General features: G+C 38.1%; 26 protein-coding genes, 1 riboswitch and 1 other annotated feature. Of the genes, 17 read left to right on the top strand and 9 right to left on the bottom strand.

Annotated features, from left to right (window positions below):
- Nucleotides 1-19 precede the first annotated feature (19 nt).
- Nucleotides 20-403: an SLAP domain-containing protein gene (locus BLP77_RS11830; RefSeq protein WP_093857348.1), complete on the bottom strand. Its 384-nt coding sequence runs from the start codon at nt 401-403 to the stop codon at nt 20-22.
- Nucleotides 404-480: 77 nt separating this feature from the next.
- Here BLP77_RS11830 and BLP77_RS11825 point away from each other — a divergent pair, with 77 nt between their 5' ends.
- Together BLP77_RS11825 and BLP77_RS11820 are read left to right on the top strand one after the other, a co-directional pair.
- Nucleotides 481-936, top strand: a complete 456-nt coding sequence (locus BLP77_RS11825) for a DUF2269 family protein (RefSeq protein ID WP_093857347.1) — start codon at nt 481-483, stop codon at nt 934-936.
- A gap of 17 nt (nt 937-953) precedes the next feature.
- Entirely contained in the window at nt 954-2066 is a 1113-nt protein-coding gene (locus tag BLP77_RS11820) for an NAD(P)/FAD-dependent oxidoreductase (RefSeq protein ID WP_371859595.1), read from the top strand.
- A gap of 12 nt (nt 2067-2078) precedes the next feature.
- Here BLP77_RS11820 and BLP77_RS11815 read toward each other — a convergent pair whose 3' ends face one another.
- Complete coding sequence (locus BLP77_RS11815; RefSeq protein WP_176753063.1) at nt 2079-2582, bottom strand: NUDIX hydrolase; 504 nt, start codon at nt 2580-2582, stop codon at nt 2079-2081.
- Between the two features lie 203 nt (nt 2583-2785).
- On the opposite strand from BLP77_RS11815, the gene BLP77_RS11810 reads away from it, so the two are divergent.
- From BLP77_RS11810 to BLP77_RS11775, 8 genes are all read left to right on the top strand, one after another.
- Nucleotides 2786-4111 carry a S8 family peptidase gene (locus BLP77_RS11810; RefSeq protein WP_093857344.1) on the top strand — a complete coding sequence of 442 codons (1326 nt, stop codon included), beginning with the start codon at nt 2786-2788 and terminating at the stop codon, nt 4109-4111.
- 64 nt (nt 4112-4175) lie between these two features.
- Nucleotides 4176-4285, top strand: a riboswitch (TPP riboswitch).
- A gap of 92 nt (nt 4286-4377) precedes the next feature.
- Nucleotides 4378-5379 carry an ABC transporter substrate-binding protein gene (locus BLP77_RS11805; protein WP_093857343.1) on the top strand — a complete coding sequence of 334 codons (1002 nt, stop codon included), beginning with the start codon at nt 4378-4380 and terminating at the stop codon, nt 5377-5379.
- 2 nt (nt 5380-5381) lie between these two features.
- The gene (locus tag BLP77_RS11800) at nt 5382-5672 is read left to right on the top strand and encodes a thiamine-binding protein (RefSeq protein ID WP_093857342.1); all 291 of its coding nucleotides are present in this window, start codon (nt 5382-5384) and stop codon (nt 5670-5672) included.
- The gene (locus tag BLP77_RS11795; protein ID WP_093857341.1) at nt 5672-6460 is read left to right on the top strand and encodes an ABC transporter permease; all 789 of its coding nucleotides are present in this window, start codon (nt 5672-5674) and stop codon (nt 6458-6460) included. The genes BLP77_RS11800 and BLP77_RS11795 overlap by 1 nt, the downstream gene beginning before the upstream one ends.
- Nucleotides 6438-7190, top strand: coding sequence for an ABC transporter ATP-binding protein (locus BLP77_RS11790; RefSeq protein WP_093857340.1), 753 nt, complete (start codon nt 6438-6440; stop codon nt 7188-7190). The genes BLP77_RS11795 and BLP77_RS11790 overlap by 23 nt, the downstream gene beginning before the upstream one ends.
- Nucleotides 7171-7950: a TatD family hydrolase gene (locus BLP77_RS11785; RefSeq protein ID WP_093857339.1), complete on the top strand. Its 780-nt coding sequence runs from the start codon at nt 7171-7173 to the stop codon at nt 7948-7950. Before BLP77_RS11790 ends, BLP77_RS11785 begins: the two co-directional genes overlap by 20 nt.
- 56 nt (nt 7951-8006) lie before the next feature.
- Nucleotides 8007-9395: a hypothetical protein gene (locus tag BLP77_RS11780; protein ID WP_093857338.1), complete on the top strand. Its 1389-nt coding sequence runs from the start codon at nt 8007-8009 to the stop codon at nt 9393-9395.
- A 218-nt stretch (nt 9396-9613) separates the two neighbouring features.
- Entirely contained in the window at nt 9614-10912 is a 1299-nt protein-coding gene (locus tag BLP77_RS11775; RefSeq protein ID WP_093857337.1) for an MFS transporter, read from the top strand.
- Nucleotides 10913-10952: 40 nt separating this feature from the next.
- Here BLP77_RS11775 and BLP77_RS11770 read toward each other — a convergent pair whose 3' ends face one another.
- Nucleotides 10953-11867 (bottom strand): zinc dependent phospholipase C family protein, encoded by a 915-nt coding sequence (locus BLP77_RS11770; protein ID WP_093857336.1) that lies wholly within the window; start codon nt 11865-11867, stop codon nt 10953-10955.
- Nucleotides 11868-12031: 164 nt separating this feature from the next.
- On the opposite strand from BLP77_RS11770, the gene BLP77_RS11765 reads away from it, so the two are divergent.
- From BLP77_RS11765 to BLP77_RS11755, 3 genes are all read left to right on the top strand, one after another.
- A complete protein-coding gene (locus BLP77_RS11765; RefSeq protein ID WP_093857335.1) occupies nt 12032-12742 on the top strand; it encodes a CAP domain-containing protein in 711 nt (236 codons plus the stop codon).
- Between the two features lie 275 nt (nt 12743-13017).
- Entirely contained in the window at nt 13018-13374 is a 357-nt protein-coding gene (locus BLP77_RS11760; RefSeq protein ID WP_093857334.1) for a hypothetical protein, read from the top strand.
- Between the two features lie 47 nt (nt 13375-13421).
- Nucleotides 13422-14135, top strand: coding sequence for a YwaF family protein (locus BLP77_RS11755; RefSeq protein WP_093857333.1), 714 nt, complete (start codon nt 13422-13424; stop codon nt 14133-14135).
- Nucleotides 14136-14389: 254 nt separating this feature from the next.
- Here BLP77_RS11755 and BLP77_RS11750 read toward each other — a convergent pair whose 3' ends face one another.
- The 3 genes from BLP77_RS11750 to BLP77_RS11740 are packed head-to-tail and all read right to left on the bottom strand — an operon-like array spanning nt 14390 to nt 16888.
- Nucleotides 14390-14851, bottom strand: a complete 462-nt coding sequence (locus tag BLP77_RS11750) for a hypothetical protein (protein WP_093857332.1) — start codon at nt 14849-14851, stop codon at nt 14390-14392.
- Between the two features lie 52 nt (nt 14852-14903).
- A complete protein-coding gene (locus BLP77_RS11745) occupies nt 14904-16589 on the bottom strand; it encodes a sodium:solute symporter family protein (protein WP_093857331.1) in 1686 nt (561 codons plus the stop codon).
- Nucleotides 16586-16888, bottom strand: coding sequence for a DUF4212 domain-containing protein (locus BLP77_RS11740; protein WP_093857330.1), 303 nt, complete (start codon nt 16886-16888; stop codon nt 16586-16588). Before BLP77_RS11740 ends, BLP77_RS11745 begins: the two co-directional genes overlap by 4 nt.
- 232 nt (nt 16889-17120) lie before the next feature.
- On the opposite strand from BLP77_RS11740, the gene BLP77_RS11735 reads away from it, so the two are divergent.
- Complete coding sequence (locus BLP77_RS11735; protein ID WP_093857454.1) at nt 17121-17978, top strand: CAP domain-containing protein; 858 nt, start codon at nt 17121-17123, stop codon at nt 17976-17978.
- 104 nt (nt 17979-18082) lie between these two features.
- On the opposite strand, the gene BLP77_RS15875 is transcribed toward BLP77_RS11735, so the two are convergent.
- Nucleotides 18083-18256, bottom strand: coding sequence for a hypothetical protein (locus tag BLP77_RS15875; protein ID WP_176753062.1), 174 nt, complete (start codon nt 18254-18256; stop codon nt 18083-18085).
- A 144-nt stretch (nt 18257-18400) separates the two neighbouring features.
- Nucleotides 18401-18605: a binding site (T-box leader), on the top strand.
- Nucleotides 18606-18644: 39 nt separating this feature from the next.
- Between BLP77_RS15875 and argS the strand changes: the two genes are divergently transcribed.
- Nucleotides 18645-20327 carry an arginine--tRNA ligase gene (gene argS / locus BLP77_RS11730; protein WP_093857329.1) on the top strand — a complete coding sequence of 561 codons (1683 nt, stop codon included), beginning with the start codon at nt 18645-18647 and terminating at the stop codon, nt 20325-20327.
- 22 nt (nt 20328-20349) lie between these two features.
- Here argS and BLP77_RS11725 read toward each other — a convergent pair whose 3' ends face one another.
- Nucleotides 20350-21054, bottom strand: coding sequence for a class I SAM-dependent methyltransferase (locus BLP77_RS11725; RefSeq protein ID WP_093857328.1), 705 nt, complete (start codon nt 21052-21054; stop codon nt 20350-20352).
- A gap of 33 nt (nt 21055-21087) precedes the next feature.
- A complete protein-coding gene (locus BLP77_RS11720) occupies nt 21088-21957 on the bottom strand; it encodes an alpha/beta fold hydrolase (RefSeq protein ID WP_093857327.1) in 870 nt (289 codons plus the stop codon).
- A gap of 177 nt (nt 21958-22134) precedes the next feature.
- On the opposite strand from BLP77_RS11720, the gene BLP77_RS11715 reads away from it, so the two are divergent.
- Nucleotides 22135-23331: a serpin family protein gene (locus tag BLP77_RS11715; RefSeq protein WP_093857326.1), complete on the top strand. Its 1197-nt coding sequence runs from the start codon at nt 22135-22137 to the stop codon at nt 23329-23331.
- A gap of 127 nt (nt 23332-23458) precedes the next feature.
- Nucleotides 23459-23743 (top strand): transposase (locus BLP77_RS11710; RefSeq protein WP_176753061.1); only part of this gene is annotated, 285 nt, incomplete at its 3' end.

The following is a 23743-nucleotide window of genomic DNA, read 5'->3' as shown; positions in this document are numbered from 1 at the left end:
TTTAGTTCAGCGGAATCCATTATTTTGCTCCTCCTAAGTTATTGATCCTAATGATTCCAAGTTCTGGTTCATCTGATTTCGCATTTGGAAAAATAAACGTCCAAGGCATACTTGTTTGAGGTGGGATGGTTAGGTTTGAGATTGTAAATGATCTTTTAGCGATGAGTTGATGTATTGTTTGATATTGAACTGTTGTATCACGAAAATGTAGCGACTCATCACTGCGGTTATGAATTAATGCTGTGACGAGCAGTTCGCCTTTATGATTAGTTGCATGCCACAACGTAACGACCTCTATTACTTCTTCCACGTGAGTTTTTGTTTTATTAAAGACTTCCTCTATTTTAGAACGATCTTGCTCTGAAATGGTTTTGTCCCACTTTTCTTCAAACTGGAGTTGCATAAGTACCTCCTGAGAATTTTTACTTTCTATCTATTATAATAGATGGAAAGACTAAAATAAAATCAGGGGGAACACAAATGCAGACCATTTATCAAGTCCTTGTGGTTATTCATATCTTCGCAGCTATAATGGGGATGGGACCTGGATTTATTCTAACGACAGTAACAAAATCGGCTCGTACAATGAGTGATTTGTGTCATGCTTATGAATTAAAACGACGGTTACATATATTTGTTATGGTTGGCGGGAGTTTATTGTTAGTCACGGGTCTATTAATGGGCTCGATTAATTCGTTTCTATTTCAATCAGGTTGGTATTTAACAAGTTTAATCTTATTCTTGGTTGCTTTAGGGTTAGGGCCAACCGTATTGAAAAAACGAGCTCGACCAATCAAACAGTTACTAAAGACACACAAAAGTGAAGAAATTCCGGAAGAATATGAACATCTTTCTCGAAAATTGTTACGCGTTGAGTATTTGGAAAATTTGATTTTTGTGATTATAATCTTGTTGATGATTTTAAAACCTTTTTAAAATTTGGAGTGAAAACCGTGTCATATATCGTAGTAGGTGGGGGCATTTTAGGTGCTTCAACGACATATCATTTAGCCAAATCAGGTGCGGACGTGACGTTAATTGACAGAAAAGATTCAGGACAAGCAACAGACGCTGCAGCTGGAATCGTGTGCCCTTGGTTATCTCAACGCCGAAATAAAGCGTGGTACCGCATGGTTAAGGGTGGTGCTAAATACTATCCAAAGTTAGTTGAACAATTGGCGGCTGATGGTGAAGAGAATGTAGGTTATAAGCAGGTTGGTACGATTAGTTTACATCATGATCAAGTAAAATTAGAGAAAACAGTTGAACGGGCAAAAAAACGTCGTGAAGATGCCCCTGAAATTGGGAATATTGAGCTTATTTCGAATAATGAAGCAAGAAAACTTTTTCCGCCTATGTCTGAAGAATATGGTGCTGTTTATGTCAGTGGAGGTGCGCGTGTCGATGGTCGGGCCATTCGTGATGCTTTATTAAAAGCAGCCGAAAAACGTGGTGCAACTCGACTTAATGGATCAGCTAACCTTCTTTATGACAAGGAAAGAGTGATTGGTGTCGAAGTTAATGGAGAGAAAATGTTAGCTGATCAAGTGATTGACACAACTGGGGCTTGGGCTAAACAATTATTAGAGCCACTTGACCTTCATTACAAGGTGACGCATCAAAGAGCGCAGATTATACACTTAGATCTACCTGATGCTAAAACTGATAATTGGCCGGTTGTGATGCCACCAAACAATGCTTATTTACTAACATTTTCAGGTGGACGTGTTGTGGTCGGTGCTACTCGTACGGATGAGGTTGAATTTGATTATCGAACGACGACTGGGGCTGTCCATGAGATTTTAGGTAAAGCTTTAGAGATCGCACCAGGGTTAGAGGAAAGTACGTTTGTCGAAACAAGGGTTGGTTTTAGACCTTATACACCAGGTTTTTTACCCATCATAGGCCCGGTTCCACATTTCGAAGGTCTCCTTGTCGCAAATGGATTAGGTGCTTCCGGTTTAACCAGCGGACCATACTTAGGAGCTGAATTGGCAAATCTCGCATTAGGGAAGGAAATGGAGCTAAATATTGAGGACTATGATGTAGGTCAGGCAATTGAATAAGGGATCCTTCCCTTATTTTTTGTCCCAGTCCTCCAATATTGACCACGTCATTCCGGGTTCTCCATTTAAAGATTTCATCGTCCCAACGTAGATATTTTCATTTAACACGTTTAGTTTGTGGTGCTTAATAATTTCCCTTGCTGATGCTGTTACCTTTAAATCATTAATGTTATTTGGATTAATCCAGACCAAAGAACCTTCATCGCTGTTGGTTAGATTAGAGTCCTTTGATATATAGCCAAAGTAGATATATTGAATCCGGATTTCGTTATCTTTTAATCGATGGGTCAAATATTGCAGGGTGAGCTTGCTAATTTGATGACTGGATAATCCTGTCTCCTCGTTAATTTCTCTTAAACAGGCTTCTTCTGGGGTGTTAATCTCACTAGCCTCCATATGCCCACCAATTGGAACTAAGTGACCTGCTAGAAATTTAGCATCCTCAGGTTTTTGTAAAAATAATATTTCCTGATCTTCATTTATGAGAAAAGCTGCAGCAAATTGTCTAAGTTTCAAAGTCATCTTCCTTTCAAGTCGTCATTCAAATAGTCTATGTAAATATTATTGAATTATATAGCAAATTTCAATTGAATTCTAGCTTAATATAAACTAGTTCCCGAAAGTGGGGGTGATTTTTACACTATACTAGTACATCTACCGTTACTATACTAACTTCGTTTTAATAGACTGTATAGAATCTATTAAAATGAGGTGAGAGTATGTTTGGATATTCTATGGTTCAAATGGTTCGGAATCATGGAAGCAAATTGGACCGGAAGCTTAGAGATCAGCTACTGACCTTATATCGCCCATTTAAATTTACACCTTGTTTCTTGCATAAATCATTTGAGTCGTATTTAAAGAAAAAGAAGAAATTTAATGTGATCGTACAATTTAATGATAATGAATCATGCCATCTTGAACATGAAATGAATACCTTAAACCAAGTGATTAATCGTCATAGACGATGCAAGCCCGGTAAGGATCTTTCAACCGTTCGTTGTTCCACTGCAACGGTAACACCTGAAGCTTTAGAAGAGGTATTTAGCGAATGTAATCATATTAAAAAAGTCTACTATGATCGAGAGGTTCAGGCATTATTAGATGTTGCTACACCGACAGTTCAAGCCGACGAAGTCGTACGAAACGGTTCTGAATCAACAGGTGAAGGGGTTAATGTCGCTGTTATTGATACTGGTGTTCACCCACATGAAGACTTACAGGGTAGAATCGTAGAGTTCGTGGATCTCGTAAACCAAGACACAGAACCGTATGATGACAATGGTCATGGAACTCATTGTGCTGGTGATGTTGCCGGAGATGGTGCCATGTCAATGGGGCAGTATCAAGCACCTGCACCGAAGGCTAATATTATCGGTGTTAAAGTATTAGATAAAATGGGTTCCGGATCTTTATCGACGGTTATGGAAGGGGTCCAGTGGTGTATTGAAAACCAAGAAACCATTGGAATAGACGTCATTTCCATGTCGCTTGGTAGTCCAGCTAATAGTAGTTATCAAGATGAGGATGATGACCCAATGGTAGATATCGTTGAAACAGCATGGGAAGCTGGTATGGTTGTATGTGTTGCAGCCGGTAATGAAGGCCCCGAACCAAATACGATCGCAAGCCCTGGTATAAGTAATAAAGTGATTACCGTTGGTGCAATGGATGATCGTGATACGGTAGAACGATCTGACGATATAATTGCTAACTTCTCTAGTCGTGGGCCAACGATTTATGGAGTCACAAAGCCAGATGTCGTAGCACCTGGTGTAGATATTGTATCTTTAAGATCTCCAGGGTCATATATTGATAAATTACAAAAGGATGCAAGAGTCGGGGAATATTACGTTATGTTATCTGGAACTTCGATGGCAACACCGATATGTGCTGGAGTTGTTGCTCTATTGCTAGAGCATGATCCATCCTTAACACCAGATGATGTAAAGGATTTACTCATTAATAACGCACAAGGATTAGGCGATCCTTATATTTATGGAGCAGGCTATATTCAAGCTGAAGAAGCCATCCCAGAAGAATAAAAAGTAATTCGTTGCAATTGGTTCAACAATTTGTCATACTATTAATGAAAATAATATAACTAAGCATAAGTTGTAGGGGGACCAGTGTTGCTGGTTGAGATAGTATCCGTAAGATACTGACTCTTCGAACCTGATCTGGCTAAGACCAGCGTAGGGAACACATTTTGTTTGAGATATGACTTTCGTGTGCCCTAGGTGTAAGCCTAGGGTTTTTTATATCCCCAACCAACTTATCTAGTTATGAAACAACAAGGGGGAAATAGAACATGAAAAAATTCATGATTGTGTTATTGAGTCTAGTACTTATCCTGCTAGCAGCGTGTAATGGAGAGGATAACAATGAAGATTCTAGCAGCGAAGAGGATTTAAAGGATATTCAAGTGGTGTTAGATTGGACACCAAATACGAACCATACGGGGTTATATGTCGCAAGGGATAAAGGATATTTTGAAGAAGAAGGTCTTGATGTTGAGATTATTATGCCTGGTGAAGCAGGAGCTGATCAACTAACAGCATCTGGTAAAGCAGACTTCGGGGTCAGCTACCAAGAGGGAATTACAGAGGCTAGAGTCCAAGGTATTCCACTTGTTTCAATTGCTGCTGTTATTCAGCATAATACATCTGGTTTCGCATCTTTAAAAGAAGAAAATATTACGGAACCAAAGGATTTTGAAGGCAAAACTTATGGTGGATGGGGAGCACCCGTTGAGAAAGCCGTTATATCGTCTATTATGCAGCAGGAGAACGCAGACGTTGACAAAGTCGATATTGTGAATATGGGAGATACAGATTTCTTTACGGCTGTTAAACGTGATATTGATTTCGCCTGGATTTATTATGGATGGACTGGAGTCGAAGCGGAGTTACGTGATGTTCCGATTAACATGGTTTATCTAACGGATTACAGTGAAAAATTAGATTACTATACACCTGTTTTAGCAACCAATGAAGATATGATTGAGAATAGCCCAGAAGTGGTAAGCAGTTTTGTGAAAGGTGCTGCAAAAGGTTATGAGTTTGCGATTGATAACCCAGAGGAAGCTGCGGACATTTTGATTGAAGCGGCGCCTGATTTAGACCCGGAATTAGTGAAGGCTAGTCAAGAATGGTTATCGCCAAAATATCAAGATGATGCCGAACAGTGGGGACTACAGAAGCTTGAAGTATGGGAAAACTATGCCGAATGGATGTATGATCACGATTTATTAGAGGAACCTTTAGAAGCGGAAAAAGCGTTTACGAACGAGTTTCTACCTGAGGAGGAATAAGGATGGCCACTTCACTTTTAAGTGTACAAATCATTCCAAAGACTAAAAATGGCGAAGATGTGATTCCCTATGTGGATGAAGCGATTAACGTCATCGAAGAATCCGGTGTTAAGTATCAAGTGAATGCGTTAGAAACAACGATGGAAGGTGAGCTTTCTGATCTTTTTTCAATCGTTGAGAAAATGAATGAAAAAATGGTCGAGCTTGGGAGTCCAAGTGTTATTTCACAAATCAAAGTGGTATACAATCCAGAAGGTGCGTCAATGGATAAATTAACGGAGAAGTATCGCTAATGCGTAAATGGATCGAGTTAGGGTGGCGGCCACTTTTGGTCATCACCCTACTATTTATCGTATGGGAAGTGTGTATATCCTTTTTTGATGTACCGGATTGGTTGTTACCAGCGCCGAGTCAAATTTTTGGGCTAATGATAAGTGATTGGACCAACTATTCACATCACGTGTTTTCGACGGTAGAGTTGGTTTTAATTGGATTTGTCATTGGTAGTAGTGTTGGCGTTATCGTGGCTATATCCTTACATTTGGTTCCGTTTTTAAAGCAGTCGATGTATCCATTATTAATTTTGTCGCAAAACATTCCTGTCATTGTACTTGCACCATTACTCGTTATTTGGTTTGGATTTGGTATATTACCGAAAATTATTGTCATAACATTGGTTTGTTTCTTCCCAATTGCCATCGCCTTGTTAGATGGCTTCCGACGAACTGACCGTGACCTTATGCATTACATGAAAATGGCGGGTGCCACAAAGAAACAAATATTTTGGAAATTAGAATGGCCACATGCACTCCCCTCATTATTTTCAGGGTTAAAAATTTCAGCGACTTACAGTGTAATGGGTGCTGTTATTTCCGAATGGCTAGGTGCTAGTGAAGGTATTGGTGTATATATGACACTTGCCTCATCATCATTCCGGACCGACCGTGTATTTGTGGCTATTTTTATCATTGTTGCCTTAAGTCTATTATTTTTCCTATTAATCATGTGGTTAGAAAAAATGACTATCAGATGGCAGGCATCAGAGGAGGGAGATTCGCATGGAACATCTAGAAATTCGTGACATTCAAAAATCATTCGGATCAAATCGTGTGTTAGATGGTGTGAATTTTTCCACTGAAAAAGGTGAGTTCGTCTCTTTATTAGGGCCCTCCGGAAGTGGGAAAAGCACATTGTTTCGAATGATCGGCGGGATCAGTAGCCCTTCTTCTGGTGATGTTTTATTAGAAGGGAACAGTATTAAAAATCACCCGGGTTCCGTCAGTTATACGCCACAAACACCTTCTCTAATGCCTTGGCGATCGATTTTAGACAATGTATTACTAGGTCAGGAGATCTCGGGGAAAAAGGATGAAGAAATGGCGGCTCAAATGCTTGAACGTGCCGGTCTAAGCGGATTCGAACAAGCGTATCCTCATGAACTATCCGGTGGAATGAAACAGCGTGTATCATTTATTCGTAGTATCTTAAGTCCACAACCCTTAATTTTACTAGATGAACCTTTCTCAGCACTAGATGAGTTTACACGAACCGATATGCAAAAGTGGCTGCTTTCGATGTGGTCTGAGCACCAACGTTCAATTTTATTTGTGACACATAATATTGAAGAAGCGATTTTTCTGTCCGATCGAGTCATTGTTTTATCTCAACGTCCAGCCAAGGTCATTAAGGAATTTGAAATACCTTTTGAACGACCGAGAAAAGAAGAGATTTTATTAAGTGAAGAATTTTTATATATGAAAAAAGACATTTATCAAGAAATGAGGTCTTCACATGCATCAGCCAATTATTGATAGTCATATTCATTTTGATCTATATAAAGAAGATGAAAAACGTCACATCCTTAAGGTAATGGAGGCTTATAAGGTTACGGATTTAATTTCTGTATCCCGTCATGCTCAATCAGCTCAAGAAAATATAGAATTGGCTAAACAAGATGAAAGGGTTAAAGTCTCAATAGGATATCACCCGGAACAAAAGCTTCCTAATCAGAATGAGGTAGACAAATTGTTCGAGTTGATTGATGGCTATCAGGATGAGATTGTGGCCATCGGCGAAGTTGGCTTACCTTACTACATGAGAAAAGACAATCGTTCTATTAAAGTAGAACCTTACCTTAATCTTTTAGAGAAGTTTGTTCAAAAAGCGAAAGAGCTCGATTTACCGATTGTTTTACATGCGATCTATGAGGATGCACCTATTGTTTGTGATTTATTAGAACAATACTCGGTAACAAAGGCGCATTTTCATTGGTTTAAAGGTGATGCTAAAACGGTAAAACGGATGATTGATCACCATTATTTTATATCGATTACGCCTGATGTTCTTTATGAGGCTGAAATACAGTCGCTAGTGCAGTCTTATCCATTGTCAAAGATGATGGTTGAAACGGATGGTCCTTGGCCATTTGAAGGGCCATTTCAAGGACAGATGACCCATCCTAAAATGATTCATGAAACGGTTATGAAAATAGCGGAATTAAAGCAATGCGAGGTTGCCTATATTTATGAAAACTTGTTTCAAAACACAAAAGATTTCTATAAGATAATTTAAACGCATAACATTATCATATAATTATGTTAAAATAGGAGTCATAGGAGGCTCGATATATGATACAAAATCAGTTTGTAATTCATGATCAAAAGAATAAACCTTTGAAGTTACGGGCGGAACGGGTGGCCTTTTATGTCCGTGGCCAAATAGTGGAGGCGGTGAGCGAGGACCATGAGTTATATTACCTCTTTTACTACAGGTCCGAATTCCTTACGGCCAAAAAAGCCACTAAAATTAGACGCGGTTCATACATCGCAAGTGCGTTTAAAAACGGACTAACCTTTGAAGCTTCTCATCCATTTATCCGCCAACTCATTTCTTCAAATCAATCCTCACGTGTCATTAATAATAAACAGCTTTTAAGAAAAATAAATAAACATTACACGACTCAAGAGCAAGCCTATATTTTAACATTCTTTGAATCCTTTATATCTAAAAAACAAATATTCGAAAAGATTAGAGCCATGTTTTATGAATATCGTCGAAACGGACAGTTGTTTGACGCCTATCAATTAATCCGCATTTTAATGGATTTTGCCCCTAAGCACAGTTTAGTTAAGTCTTTATCCAGTGACCTCATTTATAAAGATTTCACCAAAATGTATTACGAAAAATCAGAAGAATTGTTTACAAATGATAAAATTGAAGCGGAAAAAATCATGTTTAAAAATCGCGAAACTTATGATGAACAGTTGACCATGATGTTGGAACGAGAAGAACGTTGGATTGAGTTAATGGTTTGCTTGTATGATCAATTATCCCATAACCCTTCTACTCATCAGTACCAAACCTTTTATCAATTACTTCAAAAAAGCTGCACCGAGCATGAAGCCACACAGATTTTAGAATACCTCTCAAACCAAATTAACTTTATGCCACTCCAAAGAGATTTATGTGATTTATATTTAAGCACGAATCAAATCGAAAAAGTTTCACACCTTATCTCCCAACACCCAATTGATTTAAATGAAAAAGACCTAAAAAGAATTACGGAAGCACTCGAAACTGTTGATCCGAATCAGTTAACCCTTCAACTCGATGAGTTAAGCTTGTTATTAAATAAAGTGACGTCCAATAATCGAGATTTAGCCGAGCGATTATTGCATAAATTTATCGGTGTGATGTTAAAAGATTATGATTTAGATGTCATTAAAAAGTGGCTAGAGCCATTTAAAAAGCAACATGGGGATTTAGTAACTGTTGAGAAGTTTAAGCAAATATATGATTTGAATGATGATTTAGATCAGATGCAGGCACTAGGTGAATTGTATTATGAGTTTAAGGGTTGGAATCAAGCCTTAGAATGTTTTAGCTTAGAATCAGAATTAAAGCCTGACGAAGCGAAGCCTTTGAAATGGTTGTCGAAAACCTACCGTGAGATGGGTATGTTAGAAGAGTCTGATGCTTATCAAAAACTGTTTGTGAATGTGCAAAAACAAGCGTAATGAGAGCCAGTTACCTGATGTGGGTAGCTGGTTTTTTTAAAACGTTAGGGAATCAAACTGATTGTTGGGTCATTAGCTATAGTCATGAAGCCTTAAATACCGAAAATAGGGGAGTCGGTTAGAATACAATACAAAAATCGTGTAAATTATCTGAAAAACATTAACAACATTTAGAAATCTTTGGTATGCTTAAAGAAAAAGAGAAGAGAGTGATCATTATGGATAAAAAGTTGCAGCGTAGCTGGATGATGTATGATTGGGCCAATTCAGCTTTTGCTACAACCATTATGGCAGCTGTCTTTCCAGTTTTCTATGAAAGCGTAGCAGCAGTAACCTTAGCTGAAGGTACAGCCACTTCCTATTTTTCCTTTACACAATCTATCGCCGTTTTAATAGCAGCCGTATTGGCACCTGTTTTGGGAGCGATAGCTGACTTTTCAGCTGCAAAGATGAAATTTCTGAAATTCTTCGCTTTTATGGGTATGACAGCAAGTGTGTTATTAGTTACCGTAAATGAAGGGGATTACATATTAGCATCGATCTTGTTTATCATTGCCTCAGTTGGGTTTTCCGGTGGGAATGTCTTCTACGATGCTTTTTTACCAAGTGTCGCAAAGAAAGAGGAGATAGATCGCGTATCAACAAGCGGCTTTGCCTTCGGTTATATCGGTGGTGGTCTATTATTAGCTGTTAACTTATTAATGATTACGCAATACGAAATGTTTGGTTTTCCAAATGAAAAAGTCGCTAGTCAATTGGCATTTGTCTCAGTCGGTTTATGGTGGTTCATTTTCTCCATCCCATTGTTTAAAAATGTTAAAGAGGAAAAAAGCGAGCAAAAAGTTCGTCAAAAGTCATACGTCAAAATTGGATTTAGTCGTATTGGCGATACATTTAAAACGCTTAGGCATTACAAGCAATTATTAATTTTTATTCTAGCTTTTTGGATGTTTTCGGATGGCATTTCGACCATTATTCGAATGGCTACTTTTTATGGAGCGACCATTGGAATTGACTCGAATGACTTGATTGCCGCTTTACTTATTACGCAATTCGTCGGGATTCCGTGTACATTCTTCTTTTCGAAATTGGCCAAATGGATCACAGCCAAAAAAGCTTTAACCTTTGCTTTGTCTATTTATGTTGTGATTGTGATTTTAGGATATTTTATGGAAAGCGCTCTTCATTTTTATTTACTCGCCATTTGTGTTGGTTTTGTTCAAGGTGGTGCACAGGCGTTAAGTCGGTCGATTTTTGCTCGGATGGTTCCAAGGAATAAGCAAGCAGAGTTTTTCGGGTTTTATGGTATTACGTCTAAATTTGCGGCCATTTTAGGACCTGCTGTATTCGGGTTTGCAGCATTGCTTACAGAAAGCAGTCGTTTAGGTATCCTGTCATTACTTATATTTTTCGTGGCTGGTATTACATTACTACAGTTCGTTAATATTGAACAAGGTGAACGAGAGGCTAAGGCAGCGGAAGACCCTAGTGATATCGTTAACGTTCAAGTCAAATAATTATAAGCTCTCACGCTAAGCGGCTAAGCGTGGAAGCTTTTTAAACAATGGGTTCAGCAAATTGGTTTTCGCAGTTTTCATTTAATGGTCTGCCTGTATCATAAGAAATATCGCCTAAAAGCTCAAAGGCTTCCGAGCGAGCTTCATCTAGTGAACGATCCCAATATTGTAAAATGGCTGTGACTAAAGTCACTGCATCATCGCGTGCTTGTTTATATAAGTCAATAAAACTATCCGTATATGGCACTTTCGTCGCTGAATGGTACCAGTACTCATTTTTTTCATTGAGGTAATCAGTTCGATCTGTAATCGGCCGATGCGAAATAGGTGGAATGAATTTTGATAAAAGCTTAATTTTCCAACCATTTGGATCAAAAACGATTCGTAAGGCAAGCTTCATATGCTGATAGGATTCTTGGAAAAATCCTTCTTCAAAATTAAGCACTTGACCGAAGTGTTCCTGCAGAATTTTTTCCATCATACTTGATAATTCAGGTTTGATATAGGCTCCTACATCAAGTCTTTCAGATACAGGATTTTTCCAAGTTTCTACATTTCTAAAATTCCACATCATCAGTGTATCGATAATGGTTTCAAGCTTTTGATGATTGTAATCGTTATAGCCTGCCTTGTAGTGAATATACGGATGTGTTACGCGGTCGAGCACATGGTGTGTTACAAAGCCAATGATATAAGCTTTAGTCTCATTTGAAGCTAACCGACCATGCTCAATCATATCTTGCAATACGGAACCACATTTACGACGGTGCATCATTAAGCCCAAGTCATTAACGGTCGACTTCTTTGTCCAAGGCCAAGGGCTATGATAAAAAAGCGGATCGGGTCCCTGCGCACCGAGGTTAAAGTGATTCGTATGTTCGTGAACGTCAATTGGAATTTCGACATACTCCAAGACATCTTCACAAAATAAAATATGTGTCCAGACGTTTGGCATAATTATCACCTTTTTAATAATGGTTATATATGGTTTCGTTATACGGCGTCGAATTCCCTGCAATATAACGTTTATTCTTGTATGTTTTTGTTTAAAATGGTGATGACTAGCTTTATAATGGGGATAGAAGATTTTGAGGGGCACCAACCTAAGGAGGGGCACCCATGTTTAAATTAATCAAATATGCCATTATATTATTAATCTTTGGCTTTTTAATAAATTCATTACCCAATACGATGTTTAACACGAATGAAGAAGTTAAATCAGCTGAAGAGACATCCAACTTTGAAGCAGTCGTCGCGAATGTGGAACACCTTATTACATCAGTCGATTGGGTTGAAGTGACGGAAAAAGCGGTTGATGGCTTGAGTCAAGCAGCATTGATGCTGTCCAATTACCTAGAGGGTCAAGATGATACGGAGCCTAATGCTGTAACAACCTTTCAAAATGACTCAGAAACGCAAGTAGACAAAAGCTTAGACTCGAACCAGGTTCATGAGTTTGAACACCGAGTCCATGAATTAGTGAATGAGGAACGTGAAAAGCATGGGCTTGATCCGCTTGAGTTTTCGGTTGAGGTAAGCCAGGTAGCCCGCACTAAATCACAAGATATGGCAGACAACAACTATTTTAGTCATGAGTCACCAACTTATGGATCTCCTTTTGATATGATGAAAGACTTCGGGGTTGATTATTGGTCCGCTGGTGAAAATATTGCGATGGGTCAAAGGACGCCAGAACAAGTTATGGATGGTTGGATGAACAGTGATGGCCACCGCGAGAATATTTTACAGGAAAGTTTTACACATCTCGGTGTCGGTTTTATTAAAGATAACGGCACATACTATTGGACACAAATGTTTATTGGTAAATAGAGAAGCCGGATCACAGTCAGAGTGGTTCGGTATTTTTAATATGATTGATGTTGTAAGAATCAAAAGGGAAATACCGAGTAGCAAATGAAGAAGTGAGAGCGATTAATTTAGGATGGTGAGCGAAATAATTGGAGTGCAGAGCGAAAAAACCGGTGTAGCGAGCGAAATAACGGTTATACTGAGCGAAAAACCACGTGTGCCGAGCGAATTCTAAGAGTAGTGAACCAAAAATTAGTGAGTATAATAATAGTGGTTCAAATATTGGAGGTGTAAAAATGAATCTAAAACCAAACGATTACGTTATTTTGGCTCTATTATTAATCCTATTAGTCATTGATCATTTTATGGACTGGGCTCCACATAATATTATTTCTTGGATTTTTGTTGGGGTTATTATTTATAGTCTTAATTATAAAAAATACAAAGATACATCTATTAAAGAAATCCTTAATTGGCAAGCTTTAAGTACCGCTATCATAGTTGTGATGGTCATCGTTTTCACTTTAATTGGGAATGAAGCTAATCCAGGGATTTCCTTAACGAGTGGTGTATTCTATTTTAGTATTCTCTTATCGGTATTTGATTTAGTTTACCAGTGGCGCCAAATCAAACAAGGAACTAATGACAGATAAGATTCGATGCTATATAGTAGAGTCATCTATACTAGAGGGGGAAAAGCATGGAATCCTTATTTGGCTTTAACATAGAGAAATATCCTTTTGAGCTATTTTCTTTTTCTCACTTCCTTATGATTGTCATTCTTCTCATCATGGCGGTACTCATGTATGTTTTTCGTCAAAGTTTTAAGGAGAAGAAAACAGTAAAATATATATTGATAGCAGTCCTCATAACAAGTGCAGTTAGTTATCAACTTTGGTTTTTATTAAACGGACAATGGGATATTAAAATCAATTTACCACTCCAACTATGTTCGATTTCGCTATATTTGTGTACATTTATGCTATTAAGCAAAAGCTATCGATTATTTGAGATCACGTTCTTTGTTAGTATGTCTGGTGCGTTTCTAGCGATTGTGACACCAGAGCTCTTTTTTGGTTTTCCACATTTTCGCTTTTTTCAGTTTTTTATAGCTCATATGGTAATCGTTTTATCCTGTTTATATATGCTTTGGGTTGAGGAGTTTCGTCCAACTTTTATGTCCGTCATTCGATCATTTATCGTACTAAATGTTATCGCCGTGTTTGTTTTTATTATTAATAAATTAATCGGATCTAATTATATGTTTTTGGTTGAAAAACCGAGTAATACGAGTATCATCGATTATTTAGGTCCTTACCCTTGGTACATATTATCGCTTGAAGCTGTGGCGTTTGCATTATTTATACTTATTTATTTAGTCATTTATTTATTAAGAAAAAATAAAAGGGGCTGAGACAAAACTTTATTAAAAACATAAAATCCGAACTAGATTTAGTTCAGATTTTATTCACTACGTCAAAATGCTTCGCTTGCCGCGGGCACGGCTCGAGCCTCCTCGGCAGAAAAGCGCCGCCTGCGGGATCTCGAGACTCGTGCTGTTCCCGCAGGCGTCTACGCATTTTGACTCCGTTCATTTTTAATGATATTAGATGATATTGTTCGCCTTTTATCACCCTCTAGATATTTTTGTCCCAGTCTCCAATATGATTATGCGTTTCTTCTCCGAAAGATTGAACCAATTGGTTTCTCCTTTTTAGCTTCGTCAGTTCGGATAAAGTGACCGGAACCTATCCAGGCAGCCAAAGCAAACATGAGATAAATTGCCTGGGTTGCCTGAGCCCCTTGTAAGATGATTTGTAAGCCAATTCCTAGCCCTAATGACGGAACCATGACCAAAAATGTTCGAAAAATTCGTTCGAATCCTTTATGTGACGGTATTGGCCATATTTTTGAAAAAATAACACCTAAGGCAACACCTAAACCACTCACGATTAAAATTTGTACAATGACGGTAGGCGTCGGAAAGGGCCACCCCCCCATATAATGTCCAATTATATAAAACAACTGCAAGAATAAAGCAATTCCAAACACTTTCTTTAAAGCCCGTAAATCTAAATATGGTTGAAAAATAAATAACAGTAAGGTGATGATGGCGAAAATGGTTGTCATGATTATGGCACTCCTTTATTGATTAGGGGAGAGTTAAGCTCCCCCCCTAATATTATTTCTTTTCTGATATACGTGGGACGCGAATATCTTCAACCATTTCTTGAATCTCTTCTGGTGGAGCCGCAGTACGTCTAGAGACAATAAATGCCACAATAAAGTTCAGAATGGCACCGATTACACCAATACCTTGAGCTTGTATGCCGAAGAAGCTTTCAATAATCGGAGCTTCTGTACCGAATACCTGAACGGAACGCATGAGGGCGATCATGATAACGGTAAAGGCCAGACCAGTTGAGATACCCCAAATGGCGCCTTCCCGGTTCATGCGTTTATCGAAGATTCCGAGTAAAATTGCTGGGAATAGGCTTGCCGCAGCTAGTCCAAATGCGAAGGCTACTACCTCTCCGACGAATCCAGGAGGGTTAATACCGAAGTAACCTGCGATGATGACTGCAAGAAAAATCATAATCCGTCCGACTTTTAAACGCTGTTTTTCATCAGCTTCTGGTCTAAATATACGGTAATATAAGTCGTGCGAAACGGCACTAGACATAGCTAGTAATAGACCGGATGCTGTAGATAAAGCGGCTGCGAGACCACCGGCTGCAACTAAAGCAATGACAATAGGTGCTAGATTTGCTACTTCTGGGGTAGATAAAACAATGATGTCTGGGTCAATCGTGACTTCGTTATTCATATCTTCATCACCTGAGAAGGTTAAAATACCATCTCCATCCTTATCATCTAGTTGGAGAAGACCGGTTTCTTCCCATTTAGATGCCCAATTATAACTTTCTGCTTGTTCGATTGGTGTATCATGAAGGCTTGTAATGAGATTATATTTTGCAAAAACACCAATTGCTGGAGCAACCGTATATAATAGAGCAATAAATAAGAGCGCCCATCCAGCAGACCACCGAGCTGCACGTACACTTTTGACCGTATAGAAACGAATAATGACATGCGGTAATCCAGCTGTTCCAATCATTAATGCTAAGGTGACACAGAATACGTTAATAGCTGTCATATCTGTGAATGGGGCTAGGTACTCTGTCATTCCGAGTTCAATCTGCAAGACGCTTAGCTTTTGCGCTATATCACTAAAAGTTAAGGAAAGCTGTGGGATAGGGTTTCCTGTAAGTTTTAGCGAAATAGCTGCAGCTGGAATAATAATCGCAACTATTAATACAGAGTACTGTATAACCTGAGTCCAGGTAATCCCTTTCATCCCGCCTAAAACCGCAAAGAAGGCAACAATCGCCATACCAATGAGTACTCCAATAACAATATCAACTTGAAGGTAACGACTGAAAACAATTCCAACTCCACGCATTTGACCAGCTACATAGGTTAACGATATGAAAAGTGTCGCGATTGCTGCCACTGCACGCGCCGCATTGGAGTAGTAGCGGTCACCAATAAAATCAGGCACAGTATAGCGGCCAAATTTCCTTAAATATGGTGCTAAAAGCAGGGCTAATAATACGTAACCTCCTGTCCATCCCATCAGGTAGATTGTTCCATCGTATCCAAGGAACGAAATTAAACCTGCCATTGAAATAAAGGATGCAGCCGACATCCAGTCAGCAGCAATAGCAGCACCATTTGCGACAGCTGGAATTTCTTTACCGGCAATAAAGAAATTACTCGTATCTTTAACCTTCGAGCGCCAACCGATGTAAATGTAAATTAAAAATGTAATAACAACTAGTGTCAATGTTAGGGCTTCAACTGTCATTTAGAGCCCCCCTCTTCAGATAAAATGACTTCCTGAACATCGTATTCTTTATCAAGTTTGTCCATTTTAATAGCGTAGAAGAAAATAATGACTAGGAAGGTTAGTATTGATCCTTGTTGTGCAAACCAGAAGGATAATGGTACACCGAAGAATTGTATATGACTAAATGGGACGGCTAGTATAATACCTGCAACGAGTGAAACACTGGCCCAAATGATTAATAGAATACTAATCATTCGCGTGTTTTTCTTCCAGTATTCTTGTTGCTTTTGACTTAGGTTTGACTGTTCATTCTCCATGCCTTACACCTCCATATAGATTTCTCCCATCGATCATGACTTGATATACATTTATTCTTTGCAGCATCACCACCTTTGTGATAATAAATATGCAAAGGTATTTTTTAATATTATTCAAATTTTGATAATTGGGTAAATAGTGGTGCTGGTATATATTAACTCTTTTATTCTATTAATCAGTTGTTATAATGTGTCCATGGGGGTCAAAACATAAGGAGGATTTACCTTGAAAATGTTTAGACCAGCAGTTGCTATGTTTATAGCAATCTTAATGTCAATTATTCTAGCTACTGGACAAGTAGCAGCAAGTAGCCAACATGACCAAAGTAGCCAGAATGTTTATGAAGTTAATTATTTTACAATGCCATTGTCACTATGGTTCCAAGGAGAGTCCAATTTTGATTGGCAAGATCTAATTGATCAATTCTGGAACACAAACAATTGGCAAAATGAACCTGTAGAACAAGAGCAACCAGACAATTCTACTGAAAAACCTAGTAACGATTCAGATAAAAATGACAACAATCATGAACCGCAACAACCTAAAGAAGAGGAACCTGTAGAAGAACAGGAACCACAGCAAGAACAACCAGCTGAAGAACCTCAACAAGAGGAACCAGTCGAAACACCTGCTAATAATGGACAAGATCAAGTAGAAGAACCAACTCAAGATCAAGTCGAGCAGGATCAATCACAGACTTCTGAATTGAAAGCATTCGAACAACAGGTGGTTGACCTAGTAAACCAAGAAAGACAAAAACGCGGTTTACAACCACTTGAAGCATCAGTTGAGCTAAGTGATGTTGCCCGTGAAAAATCACGTGACATGGCTAATAAAAACTACTTTAGCCACACATCACCAACTTACGGTTCACCGTTTGATATGATGCAACAATTCGGAATTAACTACCGTACAGCAGGAGAAAATATTGCGATGGGTCAACGTTCTCCAGAACAAGTCATGAACGGCTGGATGAATAGTGATGGCCACCGTAAAAATATCCTAAACGGTAACTTCACACACATTGGTGTTGGCTACGTTGAAGCAAATGGACAAACCTACTGGACACAAATGTTCATTGGTAAATAAGAAATAGAGAAGAGAGAATAGAAAAAGGGAAAGGAAACACCCGCCGAACGGCTTGAATGCTGTTGGCGGGTTGTTTTTATCTTTACTTGGATTTTAAGTCAAGTTCAAGAATAACTGATTGTAATACACCATTTTTTAATGAGAGTAAAACAAAATTGTTTTTCGTTATTCTGATTCTCTTTGTCATCAGTTTGCCTGTATATCCACGCATGTCGATTGATTTTTTCCATATTTCGTTTATGTTCTGTTAATAAATGATGATTTAAATCTGGAATCATCGTAAAACCTCCTTTAACCATCTTAAGTATATAACACGGCGTCACTTTTTCCATTAGCAATGAGAATGAATTTTTCTCAGACTTTAGTTGTAAAAAGAGCTTTATCTAAATGAAAAGGTATGATAATATATTTAAAATTAAACTATTAATCCTAAGATGAAGAGAGTAGTTTAGGGGGAGACTCAAGCGAGTTAGGGAATGGTGGAAGCCTAATAGTTGAGCCTGAACGAAGCGCACTTCGGAGGAACGGCCTGAATGAAGTAGGGTTAGTCGGGGAGATCCCGTTATCAATGTCAAGGTTGGTTCAGTGTGAACAAAAAGAGTGGTACCGCGATATCTCGCCTCTTATTTTAGAGGCGAGATTTTTTATATTATGGGAGGTATTTGGATGAATTCTAAAAAAGTACTTGCAGAACACATTGCTTTTGAACTCGGAGTTAGTTCAAGTGAAGTTCTTGATTTAATTGAAGTACCGAAGCATGATAATCTGGGTGATCTGGCTTTTCCTTGCTTTACATTAGCCCAAAAACTTAAGCAGTCTCCAGAGGAAATAGCTAAAAACTTAACAGAAAAAGTGCAGCATCCTTTATTTGAAAAAGTAGAGGCTAAGGGACCCTTTTTTAATGTTTTTCTTAATAAGAAGATGGTTAGTCAAGAAGTATTAAAGACTGTCTTAGGAGAAGGTAATAACTATGGTTCTAGCCAGGAAGGTATTGGCCAAAACGTTGTTCTTGATTTTTCTTCACCTAATATTGCTAAACCTTTTTCAATGGGGCATTTAAGATCAACTGTCATTGGTCAGTCGCTTGCCAATATTGTAGAGAAAATGGGTTACCAGTCAGTAAAAATTAATTATTTAGGTGATCACGGTACTCAATTCGGAAAATTGATTTATGCTTATCTATTATGGGGAGATGAAGAAAAGGTAAAGGCGAATCCAATTAAGGAGCTTTTACATCTCTATGTTAGGTTTCATGAGGAAGCGGAAGACGATTCTTCACTAGATGATGAAGGTCGAGCTTGGTTTAAGAAATTGGAAGATGGTGATTCTGAAGCGGTTAAACTCTGGAAATGGTTTAGAGAAGAGTCTTTAAAAGAGTTTTCCAAAATCTATGATTTACTCGGTGTAGAGTTCGATTCATATAATGGTGAAGCTTTCTATAATGATAAAATGACTAAAGCGATTGACCTGTTAAAAGAAAATGGGCTCCTAACAACATCTGAAGGGGCAGAAGTTGTCGATTTAAGTGACTATGAGTTACCGCCTAGTCTGATTCAAAAACAAGATGGGGCGACATTATATGCCACAAGAGATTTAACGGCAGCCATTCACAGGCAAGAAGCATACGAGTTTGATCAAGCGATCTATGTTGTCGGTCACGAACAGAGTTTACATTTTAACCAGCTATTTATCGTTTTAGAAAAAATGGGCTACCAGTGGGCCAAGCATATGCATCATGTTCCTTTTGGATTTATATTAAAAAATGGCAAGAAAATGTCGACGAGAAAAGGGGAAGTTGTTCTACTTGAAGTAGTGATTCAGGAAGCGATTGAACTCGCTAAACAGAACATTGATGAGAAGAGTCCATATCTCGAAGATAAAGATGAGGTCGCTAAAATGGTAGGCGTTGGCGCCATTATTTTTCATGATTTGAAAAATGAACGTCTGAATAATATTGAATTCTCATTAGGGGAAATGTTGCGTTTTGAAGGGAACACAGGCCCATACATTCAATACACCTATGCAAGAGCGTGTTCAATCATAAGAAAAGCTGAACGCGCTATTGGATCGAATGTAGCAGGATTAGATGATCCGTATAGCTGGCCAATTGTTAAACAATTAGAGAGCTTTCCAAACGTAATATATATAAGTTTTCGTGAGTATGAGCCGTCTGTAATAGCTAAGTATTTGATAGACCTAGCACAGTCATTTAATAAGTATTACGGGCAAGTGAAGATACTAGAAGCGGATGAGATGATTGATTATCGGTTAGCTTTAGTAAAAGCTGTATCAATTGTGATTAAAGAGGGTCTGAGGTTACTTGGAATTCAAGCACCTGAAAAAATGTAAGGGGGGAATCTCAGTTCTCTTCTTACACTTTTTGCACCACATATGTATTGGCATTTGTTTTTAACAGTACAGGGCGATTGTTGCGTACTATTTCATACTCAAGAGGTTTGATGACATGTTTGATCATATTCCAATTTTGATAATGATGGTTTAGCTTTTCAATCATACGTTTAGTTGGAACATTTACTTCCATAAGGGCATCACGATCGCGATTAGTCTTTAGGTCAATTTCTTTGACGTCTGAATTGATAATCATACAATTAATGCCACCTATCTTTGTACCATTAGCCATATTACTTAAAACACGATCGAGACTTCTTTCTGAATCGACATGCTCTAAGGATGATACTGCTACGATGTAATCAAATTCATTAGGGGTGATGTCATATTGTGCGATATCGGACTTGATTGGTGTAATCATTTCTTTAACATCATATTTAACACTATAATGACTTAACTTTTCGAGTGCTGAATCAAGAAAATCAACACATATAACTTGTCCATTTTGTTTAGATAATTGTTGGGCAATTGGGATACTGTTCCGACCAACACCCGATCCAAGGTCTAACACGTTGGGATTTCGATTTTCCTTGAGCTTCTTGAGTGTTTCCATAACGGTTTGTACCGGTTTGTATAACCAGGAACCAGCTTCAAACAATGTGTATTGATCATAACAGTAATCATGGTATTTTTTTCCTTCGTTTCGGATGAAATCTAGTCGACTCATTTATTTCCACCTACAATGATTAAAAAATGAATCTTAAACTTTAGCTAGAGAATACTTCCTCAAAAAATCAATTTGTCTTTCATGTACTTCTTCAGATCCCTTTCCAATCCAAATCAGATGTCCCCATGTATCCACTTCTATTAACTCAGAATTAGGTATGTGTTCGCTTGCGTGTTTAGGGTGGTCTAACGAAACTGAATCATCATTGATACTATGAACAATCAGAGTTGGAGCTTTAATGTTTTGCAAGTGCTCTTTTTTTAATTGGTTAGGGAGTTGAATGTCAATCAAAAAACCGTGCCCCGAATTGTAACGACTATTCATTTTTTTCATTTCATCAATATCAGTAGTTGAAATGCGCTCCTGCAAATCTTTTCCTTTTAAAGTCGTAAAGGATGGAGCCATTTGTTTAAACATGAAATTGGGAAACCTGTTGTTCATGGTACGAGTCATGGCCCATGTGAATTTTTCCATCATTGGATTGAACATTATTTTGGCCATATAAAACAATAAATTTTTTGGCGTCAGCCATTCCTTAGTAACAGCACTTTGAAGGGTTAGACTTTGGACGTATTCTGGGTAGGTTGATGCAATATGAATTCCACTCGGCCCTCCAGCTGAAACAGCGATGATATGTATTTTTTCTAAAGCTAGGTGATTAACAATAGCACGATAGACATCAGAAGCCTTGTCGAGATTGTCCCAATGTTTTGACGTTTGCCCATAGCCAGGTCTTGATGGTGTGATGATTTGGTAACCGTTTTGAATTAAAGGTTGATAACCAAACTCCTCAGTTGAATTAGAATGACCTCCATGCAAAATCATGATGGGTTCACCTTCACCAATAACGGAATACTCAATTGGTTGGTTTTCATAGGTTATCGTATAGGTATTTCTTTTCATTTCAACACCTTCTTTCGTCGCAATATTACTTATTTCGACACCCCAAGTTAGAATCCTTTTTTGCACTCTAAAAATGTTTAATGTTGTTAAACGCTTTCGCCATTAATTTAGTGCAAGTTTTTCTTGTTGTAACATTTCTGTAATAAACAACGACGAACATACAAAGGGGGTTATCACGTGTATAAGAAGCTAATGATGACACTAGTGATGTTAGTATTGATGACCGCTTGTGGTAGTTCATCAACGCAACATAATCTGGATTCTTCCAAAATTAATGATCAAATGATGGAGGGAAATACGCAATTTGCGTGGGATATTTTTAATGAATTAAAAGATGAAAATGAAAGTGTGTTTATCTCACCTTTTAGTATTTCAACAGCCTTAACGATGACCTATCAAGGAGCTAGCGGTGAAACAAAAGATGATATGGCTGAAGTGCTAGGTTATAGTGAAATAGAGATGGAACAGCTAAATGAAAGCTATCAAGAGTACATTAATTATTTGAATCAGCTATCAGATGTTGATTTAAGTGTGGCCAATTCCATTTGGTTTAGGGAAGGTTTACAGGTAAAAGATGAGTTTATTGAAACGAACGAAAAGACGTTTGATTCTGGTATATTTGAACGAGATTTTACTTCAGATCAAACAGTTGATGAAATAAATCATTGGGTAAGTGATGAGACCGAGGGCTTAATTGACGAAATTATAACGTCATCAATCCCAGGTAATATTCAAATGTATTTAATCAATGCTATTTATTTTAAAGGAGAATGGCAAGAAAAATTTAATAAAGACCGAACTTCAAATGAAAAATTCCATGTGAATAAAGATCAAAGCGTCACCGTCTCCATGATGAAAAAAGAAGAAACCCTTCAATACGGTGAAGGTGAAAATTATCAGATGATTGAGATGGAATACGGAGAGGGAAGTACCTCGATGTACGTGATGCTGCCTAAAGATAATAAATCATTAGATGCTATGATACAGGATTTAGATGCAAGTCGATGGAATGGTATGATTGAAAATATGAATACAGAAGAGGACGTCATAATCGAAATGCCAAGCTTCAAGGTCAAGTATGGTGTTAAAAGCATTAAAGATAATTTAATCAGCTTAGGAATGGAACGCCCTTTTCAAGCAGCAGATTTTTCGGGTATGTCTGAGAGTGGATTAAGAATTGATGATGTCCTTCACAAAGCTGTTATTGAAGTGAATGAAGAGGGAAGCGAAGCGGCAGCAGTAACGGCAGTAGCAATGGTAGAATCAGGGTCACCAGAACGGAAAGTGTTCCAGGCGAATCGTCCATTTTTGTATGTGATTGCTGATGAAGAGACAGATTCAATATTATTTATGGGGACTTATTATGGGGAATAGAGAAGCTATTAACTTGGAGAGTGTAATCTAAACTGTGTAAGTAGAAGAGTGTACGGCTTCTATTTACTGGTTTAGATTTTTTTTATTTACCTAGACTGATTATATATGGAATTGGGAGGAATTCAAAATGACAAAAATTAAGCGTGATCCGAAATCAGTCAATCTAGCTAATAAAATTATTGAAGAGTACCAACCCACATCAGTAGAAGAGATGCAAAGTGCTCTAAAAGACATTTTTGGTCCAATGTTTGAAGCGATGTTAAAAGGTGAAATGAATCACCACCTGGGCTATGAATCGAATGATAAGACTGAAAAAGATTCTACGAATCGAAGAAATGGTTATGGAAAGAAAACGGTACACACTACGTCAGGAGAGTTAGACATAGCTACCCCTCGAGATCGTGATGGCTCG

The sequence above is a fragment of the Tenuibacillus multivorans genome (assembly GCF_900103915.1).
Taxonomy (GTDB): domain Bacteria; phylum Bacillota; class Bacilli; order Bacillales; family Alkalibacillaceae; genus Tenuibacillus; species Tenuibacillus multivorans.
Note: the sequence above shows the minus strand (reverse complement) of the source record. Positions and strands in the feature narration are given on the sequence as shown.